At 62.9% G+C, this 12,730-nt stretch carries 8 protein-coding genes; all 8 read left to right on the top strand.

Annotated elements, in window-relative coordinates:
* Positions 1 to 277 precede the first annotated feature (277 nt).
* The 8 genes from ileS (at position 278) to smc (ending at position 12,722) form a co-directional block, all read left to right on the top strand.
* Complete coding sequence (gene ileS, locus QMB98_RS07820) at positions 278 to 3,484, top strand: isoleucine--tRNA ligase (protein WP_371685144.1); 3,207 nt, start codon at positions 278 to 280, stop codon at positions 3,482 to 3,484.
* A complete protein-coding gene (locus tag QMB98_RS07815; protein ID WP_371685143.1) occupies positions 3,481 to 5,049 on the top strand; it encodes a folylpolyglutamate synthase/dihydrofolate synthase family protein in 1,569 nt (522 codons plus the stop codon). The genes ileS and QMB98_RS07815 overlap by 4 nt, the downstream gene beginning before the upstream one ends.
* The gene (locus tag QMB98_RS07810; RefSeq protein WP_371685142.1) at positions 5,049 to 5,576 is read left to right on the top strand and encodes a DUF4233 domain-containing protein; all 528 of its coding nucleotides are present in this window, start codon (positions 5,049 to 5,051) and stop codon (positions 5,574 to 5,576) included. The genes QMB98_RS07815 and QMB98_RS07810 overlap by 1 nt, the downstream gene beginning before the upstream one ends.
* A gap of 68 nt (positions 5,577 to 5,644) precedes the next feature.
* Positions 5,645 to 6,064: a nucleoside-diphosphate kinase gene (gene ndk, locus QMB98_RS07805; RefSeq protein WP_371685141.1), complete on the top strand. Its 420-nt coding sequence runs from the start codon at positions 5,645 to 5,647 to the stop codon at positions 6,062 to 6,064.
* Between the two features lie 614 nt (positions 6,065 to 6,678).
* Positions 6,679 to 7,680: a dihydroxyacetone kinase subunit DhaK gene (gene dhaK, locus QMB98_RS07800; RefSeq protein ID WP_371685140.1), complete on the top strand. Its 1,002-nt coding sequence runs from the start codon at positions 6,679 to 6,681 to the stop codon at positions 7,678 to 7,680.
* Positions 7,681 to 7,682: 2 nt separating this feature from the next.
* Complete coding sequence (dhaL, locus tag QMB98_RS07795; RefSeq protein ID WP_371685139.1) at positions 7,683 to 8,312, top strand: dihydroxyacetone kinase subunit DhaL; 630 nt, start codon at positions 7,683 to 7,685, stop codon at positions 8,310 to 8,312.
* Positions 8,309 to 8,998, top strand: coding sequence for a dihydroxyacetone kinase phosphoryl donor subunit DhaM (gene dhaM / locus QMB98_RS07790; RefSeq protein WP_371685138.1), 690 nt, complete (start codon positions 8,309 to 8,311; stop codon positions 8,996 to 8,998). Before dhaL ends, dhaM begins: the two co-directional genes overlap by 4 nt.
* A 178-nt stretch (positions 8,999 to 9,176) precedes the next feature.
* On the top strand, positions 9,177 to 12,722 hold the full coding sequence (gene smc, locus QMB98_RS07785; protein WP_371685137.1) for a chromosome segregation protein SMC: 3,546 nt from the start codon (positions 9,177 to 9,179) through the stop codon (positions 12,720 to 12,722).
* The last annotated feature ends 8 nt before the right edge of the window (positions 12,723 to 12,730 follow it).

The raw sequence follows: 12,730 nt of genomic DNA, 5'->3' as shown, positions 1-12,730 counted from the left end.
TGAGGTGCACAGTCGCCGTGGGGTTACCCATCTGGTACTAAACGGTCAACAGCGTGTAAGCTACAGATTGCTATGACCCGGCCCGCACAGGGATATCACCGGCGAGCATCCGGAAGAACGGCTTTCCTTATCGGGATCGTGCCCAGTAGAACCGGACGGTTGGACCCGTCATCGTCTCCTAATGAAGTGGCCGCACAGCGGCAAGCGGGGTGGTACCGCGGGAGGATCGAAACCGATCCGCTCGTCCCGGCTCATGTCGAGTAGGAGATGGCAGTTCATGACTAAGTCCGTACGTTACCCACTGCACCGCGAGGGTGAAGTCGTAGCGTCACCGAATTTCCCGAAGCTGGAAGAAGACACCCTTGCTTACTGGAAGCAGGACGGGACTTTCCAGGCCTCCATTGATAACCGTGAAGAGGGAGGGAACGGTTCCAACGAGTTCGTCTTCTACGACGGCCCGCCCTTTGCTAACGGCATGCCCCACTACGGTCACCTCCTGACCGGCTACGTCAAGGACCTCGTCGGTCGCTTCCAGACCCAGATCGGTCGCAAGGTTGAGCGCCGCTTCGGGTGGGACACCCACGGCCTCCCCGCGGAACTCGAGGCACAGCGCCTTCTCGGCATTGAAACCAAGGAAGAGATCTTGGAGATGGGCATTGATAAGTTCAATGCCGAATGTCGCTCCTCGGTGCTGCGCTACACGAACGAGTGGCAAGCCTACGTGACCCGCCAGGCACGCTGGGTGGACTTCGAGAACGACTACAAGACCCTCGACACCCCCTACATGGAGTCGGTGATCTGGGCGTTCAAGACCCTGTACGACAAGGGACTCGCCTACGAGGGCTACCGTGTTCTGCCCTACTGCTGGAACGACGAGACCCCGCTGTCCAACCACGAGCTGAAGATGGACGACGATACCTACCAGGATCGTCAGGACCAGACCGTGACCGTGGGCGTGCGCCTCGAGACCGGTGAACTCGCCCTGATCTGGACCACGACACCGTGGACACTGCCCTCGAACCTCGCGATCGCTGCCGGCCCCGACATCGACTACGTCGTGGTGCGGCCCTCCGAGGGCGAGCTCGCTGGCGAGAAGGTTGTGCTCGCCGAGGCTCTCGTTACCTCCTACGCGAAGGAACTTGGTGAGGAACCCGAGGTCACCCAGCGCCTCAAGGGCAGCGACCTGCTCGGCCGCAAGTACACCCCGATCTTTGACTACTTCGCGAACAGTGCCGAGGGCGAAGCCCCCGGCCCGAATGCCTTCCAGATCCTCAACGCCGACTTCGTGACCGTCGAGGACGGTACCGGTCTCGTGCACATGGCTCCCGCCTTTGGTGAGGACGACATGTTCGCGTGCAACGATGCCGGCATCAAGCCCGTCGTTCCCGTCAACGACCGCGGCGAGTTCACCTCCGTGGTGCCGGACTACGAAGGCATGCAGGTGTTCGACGCGAACATGCCGATCATCCGCGACCTGCGTGACCTCACGGGCCCGCTCGAGGGCCGCGGTGAGGACCGTCCGGTTCTCGTGCGTCAGGCATCGTACGTGCACTCCTACCCGCACTGCTGGCGTTGCCGCAAGCCCCTCATCTACAAGGCAGTCACCAGCTGGTTCATCCGCGTGACCGCGTTCCGTGACCGCATGGTTGAGCTCAACCAGGACATCTCCTGGGTTCCGGAGCACATCAAGGATGGCATCTTCGGTAACTGGCTTGCTGGCGCTCGCGACTGGTCGATCTCCCGCAACCGCTACTGGGGCAGCCCCATCCCGGTCTGGGTATCGGACGATCCGAGCTACCCGAGGACCGACGTGTACGGTTCGCTTGCCGAACTGGAGAAGGACTTCGGTCGCCTCCCGGTCGGTCCCGATGGGGAACCGAACCTGCACCGCCCCTACATTGATGAGCTGACCCGCCCGAACCCGGATGATCCGACCGGCAAGTCTGTCATGCGCCGCATCCCCGACATCCTCGATGTTTGGTTCGATTCCGGTTCGATGCCGTTTGCTCAGGTGCACTACCCGTTTGAGAACCAGGACTGGTTCGAGAACCACTACCCGGGTGACTTCATCGTCGAGTACATCGGTCAGACCCGCGGCTGGTTCTACACGCTGCACGTGCTGGCAACCGCCCTGTTCGACAAGCCCGCATTCCGCACGTCCGTGTCCCACGGCATCGTCCTCGGTAACGACGGCCAGAAGATGAGCAAGTCGCTCCGCAACTACCCGGATGTCTACGAGATGTTCGACGAGGTCGGTTCGGATGCGATGCGCTGGTTCCTTATGGCGTCCCCGATCGTGCGCGGCGGCAACCTCATCGTCACCGAGGAGGGCCTGCGTTCCACGGTCCGTCAGGTGCTCCTACCCCTGTGGAACACGTACTACTTCTTTGCTCTCTATGCCGGCACCTGCAATAAGGGCGCGGGCTACGAGGCAAAGCTCGTGACCGACACGGACGGCCTGGATGTCATGGACAAGTACCTGCTTGCCTCGACCAAGTCCCTCGCCGACGCTGTGCGCGCCGATCTCGAGAAGTACGAGATTGCCGCTGCCACCGAACGCGTCCGCCTGTTCCTTGACCTGCTCACCAACTGGTACGTGCGTACCTCGCGTGACCGGTTCTGGAACGAGGACCAGGGTGCGTTCGACACGCTCTACACCTGCCTCGAGACCCTGACCAAGGTCATTGCGCCCCTCGCGCCACTCGTTGCCGAGGAGATCTGGCGCGGGCTCACCGGAGGCCGTTCCGTGCACCTGACCGACTGGCCCGAGCTCCCCGACACCTGGGTGAACGACGAGCTGGTCGAGGTCATGGACGAGGTTCGTGACGTCGTGTCCGCGGCTCACTCGCTCCGCAAGGCGGAGAAGCTCCGCGTTCGCCAGCCCCTACGCACCCTCGAGTGCGTGACCAACCTGGATCTCGCTCCCTTCGCGGATCTCGTAGCGTCCGAGGTCAACGTCAAGACCGTTCTGATCACGAAGGCCGCGGATTCCGGCCTCGAGGTGTCCGAGACCCTCGCGGTGCAGCCGCGTGAGCTCCCCGGCGACCTCCGCAAGCTCACCTCCGCCCTGTTCAAGGCCGCCAAGTCTGGTGCATGGCACAAGGATGGCGACAGCGTGGTGATGGAACTCGACGAGCCCGTGACCCTTGAACCCGGCCAGTTCACGCTCACCACGCAGGTGAACGCGAAGGACGGCGACGTCGCAACGGTCCTCAGCTCCGGTTCGTTCGTCGTTCTTGACACCGAACTCGATGCGGAACTCGAGGCTGAGGGTTACGCTCGTGACCTCATCCGCTCCATCCAGGACACCCGCAAGGCAACCGGTCTGCACGTGGCGGACAGGATCAAGTTGACCCTGACCGTTCCGGCCCAACACCGTGCCGCCGTCGAGTCGAACCTTGAGCTCATCAAGGCGGAAACCCTGGCAGTAGAAATCGACATCAACGAGGGCGAACTCGCCATCGTGACGGAGAAGATTGCGTGACAGAGACGAATAATGGCCCGCTCACTCCCGATCCCGAGGATCGGGAGGAGCTTGGGCTCACCGACGCCTCGGTGATTGCCGCCGAGGAACAGGCCGACCGGGAGTACGAGGACGCGGTGCAGAAGCTCGCTGCCTCCGGACTTCTCGGTGATTCGGAGATGATCGCGGAGATCGTTCGCGAACCGGATCCGATCATGGAGCTGGCCGAGGAGGCCGGGCTCGAGGAGAAGATGGCGCAGATCGCTGCCGAGATCAACTCCCGGGCCCCCGAGCACGACGTGCAACCCTCGACCTCCCGCGTCGTCGACTGCCTCGATATTCTCGGTAACCCGCAGAACTCGTACCGCACGATCCACATCACGGGCACAAACGGGAAGACCTCGACGTCCCGCATGATCGCGGCCCTCCTTGCCGAGAAGGGCATGAGGGTTGGGCGTTACACCTCGCCCCACATGCACACGATGAGGGAGCGGGTCACGATCGATGACGAGATCATCAGCCGCGCCGCCTGGGTCGACACGTGGAACCAGATCAAGCCCGCCATCGAACTCGTTGACAAGGCGTCGCTCGCAGGCGGCGGTCCCGTCATGTCCACCTTCGAGGTGTACACGGTCATGGCCTACGCGGCCTTCGCCGATGCTCCCGTCGATGTGGCGGTCATCGAGGTCGGCATGGGAGGCATGTGGGACGCCACGAACGTCATCGAGGCGGATGTCGCTGTCCTGACAACCATCGAGGTTGATCACGCACGCTACCTCGGCAGCACCCGCGAGGAGGTCGCACGAGAGAAGGTGGGAATCATCAAGGATGGGGCCACCGTGATCTCCGCCATTCAGCATCCCGAGGTGCTCCCGATCCTGGCGGAGGCAGTCGCCTCCCACCACGCCCACCTCGAGCTCGAGGCCAGGGACCTGAACCTTCTTGATCGCACCCCCGGGGTTGGCGGGCAGGTCATTGCCGTCCAGACCCCAGCGGCCACCTACTCGGATACACCTTTCTCCCTGCTTGGTCGCCACCAGGCGAGGAACGCCGTCCTCGCCATCGGCGCGGTCGAGGCGTTCTTCGGGGGAGGGGCACTCGACGGAACCGTGCTCGAGCACGCTCTCATGTCCGTCCAGTCCCCGGGCCGCCTCGAGGTGGTCCGCAACTCGCCCACCGTGGTGGCAGATGGCGGGCACAACCCCGCCGGTGTTGAGGCGGCTGCCGCCGCCTTGAAAGAAACCTTCCACGGCCCCATCGTTGGCGTATTTGCCGCGATGGCGGACAAGGAGGTGGAGCAGATGCTCGGCGTTCTCGAACCCGTTCTCGACTCCATCGTCGTCACCCATCTCGACAACCCCCGTGCCCTTCCCGTTGAGGACCTGCGCGAGATCGCCGAAGACGTGTTTGGCGAGGAGCGCGTGCGCGAAGAGTACGACCTGCTCGAGGCTGTTGACATGGCGGCGTCGCTGGCCGAGGCCGCCAACCGTGAGGAGATGACCGCTGCCGCGGTCATCACGATCGGTTCGATCGAGCTGGCCAGCCGCGTTCGCGAGCTGTTCGGTAAGGCGACCAGGAGCATCTAGTGGCACACAAACGATCGAATCCGCTCACTGCTCCGATTCCCAAGGGGTCGGCACTCGCCCAGTTCACGCTTACGATGCTGATCCTCGAGATCCTCGTCGTCCTGTTCGCGGGAGTCGCGGCCTTCGGGCTTCGGGTGGCGAGCCCGGGAGTGATCTGGACCGTGACCGGCATCGGCATGCTGTTCTGCCTCATCGCCGCCATCGCGGTTCGCAGAAAGCCTCAGGTCGGTCTCATCCTCGGTTCCATCGCACAGGCCGTGGTTCTCGCAACCGCGATCTGGCTCCCTGAGGGCTTCGTCGTTGGCATCACGTTCCTCATCCTGTGGATCGCCGCCATCTACTGGGGAGCGAAACTCGACCGGGAACGCGACCTACGACGCTACGAGCAGGCCGAGTGGGAACGAGAAAACCTCCATGCAGGCGATGCGCCAGCCGAAGGTACCCCATCGGGAGAGGCGATCTCCGAGACTGAAACTCGTCACGACTCGGTTGCTGAAAACCCTGCCGGTGACGGCAGTTCCAACTAGATTGACTTGTGGCCCTCCGCTATTGCGGTGGGCCCTAAGTCTAAATAATGCAAAAACTGACGAATAGAATGGCTGGTATGGAACAGACACTCCTTCTTGTGAAGCCCGATGGTGTGCATCGCAACCTCGTAGGTGAGGTTCTCGCCCGCATCGAACGCAAGGGATACGTCATTGCGGATCTCAAGATGCTGACCGCGACGACAGAAATCCTTTCCGAGCACTACAGCGAGCACCGTGAGAAGCCTTTCTTCGCGGACCTGCTGAAGTACATGAGCGTTGGTCCAGTTGTTGCCGCCGTCATCGAAGGTAGCCGCGTCGTTGAGGGCGTTCGTTCGCTCTCCGGCTCCACCGAACCGACCATGGCAGCACCCGGCACAATCCGCGGCGATCTTGGTCGCGACTGGGGCAACGGCCAGATTGAGAACATCGTGCACTCCTCCGACTCTCCCGAGTCCGCAGAGCGCGAGATCGCGATATGGTTCAAGTAATCAACTCTTCTCTCCATCAGGCGTTCCCTTCTGGGGGAGAGAATTCCTAGCAACGGCCAACAAGCCGCGTGTGGGACATCAGTGGAAGTGTGGGGGCCGGCACAACCGGCCCCCACACTTATGCCTCAGTGACCCACGCTTTTGCCTAACCGCCCACCCTTGTGCTTAGCCGCCGAGCTCGTGCTTAACTGCCGTGCATATGTCCAACCGTCCACGCTGTTGCTAGCGACCCACAGTCCCGCACCTCGCAGCTCCGCATTCATGCCTTCGATGATTCTGAATGCCGGCCGGGCATTCTCATCGGTTGATGCCCCGCTTGATCTGGTAGTCCGTGTCGTGCCTGACCAGGATGCTCAATGCCGCCTGTGAACTCGTCGCTCAGTATCCGGATTGCACGTGCCGGTCGGTACCTGTCCCTGCCTTGTCGATTGCTTTCTGCCCGGGCTTCGCTCACCGCTAAAGCGCAGATCAGAGCACTGGTGGCAGAATCCTGGTTTTCAACTGTGATTTCGGGACAAGATTCCTTTGAGAAAGGCTCCCAGACTAGTCGCTCAAGTCGTTTGTTCAGCGTATAGTGTGGGGTGGAACACTATGATCTGGCCGAAGGAGTCCCAGTGAAAAAGCTCATCAATGATCCACACAATGTTGTGATCGAATCAGTCCGTGGATTTGCTCAGGCGCATGCTGAGCACGTCGTACTTCAAGAAGAACCCATGGTGGTGTCCCGCGCCGAGGTCAAGGACCAGGGCAAGGTTGGCATCATCTCCGGGGGTGGCTCCGGCCACGAGCCGTTGCACGCCGGATTCGTTGGATACGGTATGCTCGATGCTGCTGTCCCGGGTGCAGTGTTCACCTCGCCGACCCCGGATCCCATCCTCGCAGCAACCCAGCTCGCCGATCGCGGTGCTGGCGTGCTCCACATCGTCAAGAACTACACCGGTGACGTCCTGAACTTCGAGACCGCGGCCGAGCTTGCCGACGCTGAGGACATCAGGGTTGCGACCGTCGTTGTCAACGACGACGTGGCCGTGGAGGACTCGCTCTACACCGCGGGTCGTCGCGGCGTGGCAGGCACCATGCTTGTTGAGAAGATCGCTGGCGCCGCCGCCGAACGCGGTGACGACCTCGAGGGTGTCACGGCTGTTGCACAGCGCGTGATCGACAACGTCCGTTCCATGGGTGTTGCTCTGTCGGCTTGTACTGTGCCGCACGCGGGCAAGCCCTCGTTCGACCTCGCTGAGAACGAGATCGAGATCGGCATCGGCATTCACGGCGAGCCGGGACGCCACCGCATCCCCATGGCTTCCGCGGACGAGATCACCGATCAGCTCCTCGATCCGATCGTCAAGGACCTGGATCTCGAGGGTGGCGAGAAGGTCATTGTTCTCGTGAACGGCATGGGTGGCACCCCGATCTCCGAGCTTTACATCATGTACGGCCACGTGGCGGAGCGCCTCGCTGACCTCAATGTAGAAATCTCCCGCAGCCTCGTCGGCTCCTACATCACGAGCCTTGAGATGCAGGGAGCATCCATCACCCTCCTGAAGGCGGATGACGAGATGGTTGAACTGTTCGACGCCCCCGTTTCGACGGCGGCATACCGAAAGGGAATGTAAGCATGACACTTGGTAAAGATTGGGCAATCGCCTGGATCGAAGGTTGTGTGAAGATGGTCTCGGAGCATCGCGAAGAGCTCATCGAGTTGGACCGTGCCATCGGAGATGGCGATCATGGCGAGAACCTCGACCGTGGATTCACGGCCGTGAAGTCCAAGCTGTCCAGTGCCGAAGTGTCCAATTCGGGTGACGTGCTCAAGCTGGTTGCCACCACTCTCATGTCCACCGTCGGTGGCGCATCGGGTCCTCTTCTCGGCACCGCGTTCCTGCGTGCGTCGAAGGAAGTGACGGCGGAGAACCTCGGGCCTCGCGACATTGTGGCGATGCTCGAGGCTGGCCTCGCCGGCATCCAGGCCCGCGGCAAGGCCGATGAGGGCGAGAAGACCATGGTTGATGCGTGGGCTCCCGCAGTCCGCGCCGCCGAGAAGGCAGCGAAGGATGGTCTCGCTCCCGAGGCAGTCCTGCGCGCAGCCGCCGATGCCGCTCAGGCTGGTGCCGTCGCGACCGGTCCGCTCAAGGCAACAAAGGGTCGGGCCTCCTACCTGGGTGAGCGCTCCATCGGTCACCGCGACCCCGGCGCCACCTCGAGCGCATATCTTCTAGAACAGGCGGCCAAGGCGGCAGAGAAGTGAGCATCTCCGTCGGTCTCGTCCTCGTCTCCCACTCCGATCAGATCGCATCGGGACTGGCAGAGCTGGCGGGACAGATGGCGGCTGACGTCAAGGTCGTGCCCGCGGGCGGGCTGGACGATGGCAGTATCGGAACCTCCTACGAGAAGATCGAGAACGCCATCACTTCCCTCCGTTCCGAGGGGCTGTCGGTGCTGGTCCTCACGGACCTTGGTTCGGCAACCATGACGGTCGAAGCCGTTCTCGAAACTCTCGAGGATCGCGAAGTCGTATTCGAGGATGCACCGTTCCTGGAGGGTGCGATCGCGGCAGCGGTCGCCGCCCAGCAGGGCGACGATGTGTGGGCAGCGGCCGGAGCAGCCTCCGGTGCCGCCGCCATCTTCATCGACAAGCTCGACACGACCCCTGCTCCAGAATCGGGATCGGAGACCACGGACGGCGTCTTCAAGCGCGAGGCCGTTGTTGCCGACGAGGCCGGACTGCATGCGCGTCCCGCGGCTCAGGTCGCGGCTCTCGCGGGCCAGTACGACGGCGAGATCTTCATCAACGATGCCGAAGCGGACTCGATCATGTCGATCATGGCCCTCGGCATCAAGCAGGGAGAGACCGTCGTCGTGTCGACGAAGGACCCGAAGTGCTGGGCCGGTGTCGACAAGATCGCGGACGCCATCGAGGCGGGACTCGACTAGGACACCGGAGAACTAACACGGAACCGGTCAGGTGAAACTGAACGGTGGAACTGATCGGGTGAATCCGGTCAGGTTCTGATAATTCAATGCATCAGCGTGGGGCGAGGCAGCTCGCCCCACGTGCACGTTTGCCCCGCTCCTGTGCCGAATTGTGGGCGATGTGTCCTAAACTGATTCAGTGCACCTCAAACAGCTGACGCTTCGCGGTTTCAAGTCCTTTGCTACCGCGACAACGCTGACCTTCGAACCGGGCATCAACTGCGTTGTTGGTCCCAACGGTTCCGGCAAGTCAAACGTCGTGGATGCACTCTCGTGGGTCATGGGCGAGCAGGGAGCCAAGACCCTGCGCGGTGGCTCCATGGCGGACGTCATCTTTGCTGGCACGGCTGACAGGCCGGCCCTTGGTCGCGCCGAAGTGTCGCTGACGATCGACAACTCCGATGGTGCGCTACCGATCTCGTACACGGAAGTGACGATCTCTCGTACCCTGTTTCGTTCCGGTGGGTCCGAGTACGCCATCAACGGTTCGCCCGTCCGTCTCCTCGATATTCAGGAGCTCCTGTCCGACACCGGCATGGGCAAGGAAATGCACGTTATCGTTGGGCAGGGCAGGCTCGACTCCGTCCTCCAAGCGACCCCCGAGGAGCGACGCTCCTTCATTGAGGAAGCCGCAGGCGTTCTCAAGCATCGCCGCAGGAAAGAGAAGGCGCTGCGGAAGATGGAGTCGATGGAGGGGAACCTCAACCGACTCTCCGACCTCACAACGGAACTGCGCAGGCAGCTCGGCCCACTCGCACGCCAAGCCCAGGCCGCACGCAGCGCACAGATCATTCAGGCGGACGTGCGTGACGCTCAGGCACGCCTCCTGGCCGACGACATCGCACAGGTTCAGGCACGCCTGAGCGCCGCCGTCGAGGACGAGGCGCGACTGAAGGCGCGCAGGGACGAGCTCGCAACAAAGCGCCAGGAGGTTCGCGAGGAGGTCGCCCTCCTCGAAGAGGAACGGGCCAGGGCCAATCCGATTATCGCCGACCTGACCGAGTCGTGGCAGCGCCTCTCCACCCAGGCAGAACGCTTCTCCTCGCTCGTCAACCTCGCGGGGGAAAGGGCACGCTCCCTCTCAGCCCAGCAGGAAACCCAACGGCGAGAATCCCCCGAGGAGATCCGTGCCCGTGCGGCAACGGTTCGCGCTGAGGAAACTGAGCTCAAGCACCGCGCTGAGGAGGCCGAACGCACACTCACGGCCACCATTGCCCGCCGCGAGAAGGCGGAGAACGAAGAAAAGGAACTCGATCGCGAGATTTCCTCCCTGTCACGTGCGATTGCGGACAGGAGAGAGGATGCTGCCCGCCTGAGCGGCAGGATCGTGACCGCGACCAGCCGGGTCCAGTCGTTGGAAGAGGAGCGCGAACGTGTGGAGTCGGCACGCGACGCGGCCCTTCAACGGGAAGAGGATGCTCGTTCGAAGGTGGCCTCCGCCGAGGAGTCGATCGTTGCTCACGACGGTGGCAACGACGAGCTGTCTAAGGAACACGAGGCGCTGTCGGAGCAGGTGGCCCAGGCGAAGGCCGCGCTCATCGAGGCGCGCAACAACCAGGCCGAGGCCCGTGGTCGCCTCGACGTGTCACGGACACGAGCCGAGACCCTCACGCTATCCCTTGAGCCGGAGGACGGCTCAACTCAGGTACTTGAGAATGTTCACGGCATCACCGGTTGGCTCCGCACTGAACTGGAAGTGACTGACGGCTGGGAGGCCGCAGCCGAGGCCGCCCTCGGCGACTTCGCGGGAGCCCTCACGGCGGAGAGTGTTGACTCCGCAATCTCCGCACTCCGCTACGTGCGCGACGGTGAGGGTGGGCGCGTTGTTCTCGCGATCGCCGGTGGCACGCCGAATAAGAACGAGGAGCTGCAGGAAAGAGCGCGACAGGCTCTGGATGGCGTTGGCGTCAGCACGGATGACGCGATTCTCGCTACCGATGCCGTGGGCGGCTGGCCGGGACTGGACGAGGTTCTGTCCGGAACGATTCTGGCAGCGGATCTGACGCTTGCTGGCAGGCTTGTGGCAGAAGGTGCACCGAGGGTCGTGACCCGCGAGGGAGACTCCGTCGGCCCGGACAGCGCCCGCGGTGGTGCCGTGACAGAGGCATCGATCCTTGCTCGTCAGGCCGCGGCTCGCACGGCCCAGGCCGAGGCTGAGACGGCCGCCAAGGACCTCACCACGGCCAATGCCGCAGTGGAGAAGGCACAAGAGGTCCTCGACGACATTGAGGGAAAGTACGCGGCAACGAGCTCGGAACTCCACACCCGCGACGCACAGCTGGCGGCTGCCACCGCGCAGCTCGGTGTCCTCCGCCAGTCACTGACCGCTTCCCGAGGCGAGGTCGAACGAAACACCCAACGCCTCGATCGAATCGGTCAGGAGCTGGATCAAAGGCGTGAGGAACTTGCTGGGCTTGAGAAGGACCTCGAGGCACAGGACGTGGCCCCGGAGGATCTCGAACAGAAGCTTCAGTCCGCTCAGGGCAAGAAACTCTCCCTGCACGACACGACCATCGGTGCTCGGTCCGAGGAGACCGAGGCACGCCTCGCCCTCCGCATCGCACAGGAACGCTCCACGGTGATCTCCGGCAAGGCAGACTCCCTCGAACGTCACGCACGCACGGAAGAGGCACGTCTCGTCGAGGAGCAGAGAAGGCGGACGCGCCGCGCTCATCACGCTGCCGTTGCACGTCAGGTCGCAACCCTTGCTGGCGACACCCTCGGGCGGGTCGAAATTGCGAGGGACACGGCGGCCCGGCTCCGCAAGGAGGCAGAGGCCGGTCGTTCCGATCGCGACGTTGCCCTCGCCCAGGCACGCAAGAGACTCGATGAGGTGCAGGAGAAGCTGTCCGACGTCGACGATGCGACGAACCGCCGCGACATCGCGAAGGCGGAGCAGAGGATCCTGCTCGAGCAGCTGACCGACAAGGCCAGGGTGGAGCTGGCGATGGACGCGGGGGAACTCGTGGAAGAGTTTGGTCCGCTCGTTGACGTCCCGGGGGAGGACGGCGCCACCCCGTACGTGCGCGAGGAACAGCAGAAGCGGCTGGAGGCGGCCCAGCGCAAGCTGGCGCGCCTCGGAAAGATCAACCCGCTCGCACTGGAGGAGCACGCCGCCCTCGAGGAGCGTCACACGTACCTCTCGAACCAGTTGGAGGACCTGCGCAAGTCCAAGGCAGATCTCGTACAGATCGTCAACGACATCGACGAGAAGGTGCAGTCGGTTCTCACGACCGCGTACAAGGACGTGCAGGATGCCTTTGTTCAGGTTTTCGACACCCTCTTCCCGGGTGGTGAGGGCAGGCTTGTTCTCACGGGAGACGATCCGTTGACAGCGGGAATCGAGATCGAGGCACGACCCCCCGGCAAGCGAGTTAAGCGACTCTCGCTCCTGTCCGGTGGCGAACGATCCCTGACCGCGCTGGCCTTCCTGGTGGCGATCTTCAAGGCGCGCCCCTCACCGTTCTACGTGCTGGACGAGGTTGAGGCCGCACTCGACGATGTGAACCTGGGCCGCATGCTCACCATGTTCAAGGACCTGCAGGACTCCTCTCAGCTCATTGTCATCACCCACCAGAAGCGCACCATGGAGATCGCCGACACGATCTACGGCGTTGCGATGAGGGAGAAGGGCGTGTCCACAGTAATCTCGCAACGGCTCAAAGAGCTGAGTCCGCACGCGTAAGGTATTCT

Origin of the sequence: Flaviflexus sp., from assembly GCF_041440645.1 — a bacterium.
Lineage (GTDB): Bacteria > Actinomycetota > Actinomycetes > Actinomycetales > Actinomycetaceae > Flaviflexus.
Note: the sequence above shows the minus strand (reverse complement) of the source record. Positions and strands in the feature narration are given on the sequence as shown.

Bases quoted from the DNA above. Each gene is read 5' to 3' on its own strand.
- ileS (WP_371685144.1), top strand. From the start codon at position 278: ATGACTAAGTCCGTACGTTACCCACTGCACCGCGAGGGTGAAGTCGTA.
- ndk (WP_371685141.1), top strand. From the start codon at position 5,645: ATGGCTGGTATGGAACAGACACTCCTTCTTGTGAAGCCCGATGGTGTG.
- dhaL (WP_371685139.1), top strand. From the start codon at position 7,683: ATGACACTTGGTAAAGATTGGGCAATCGCCTGGATCGAAGGTTGTGTG.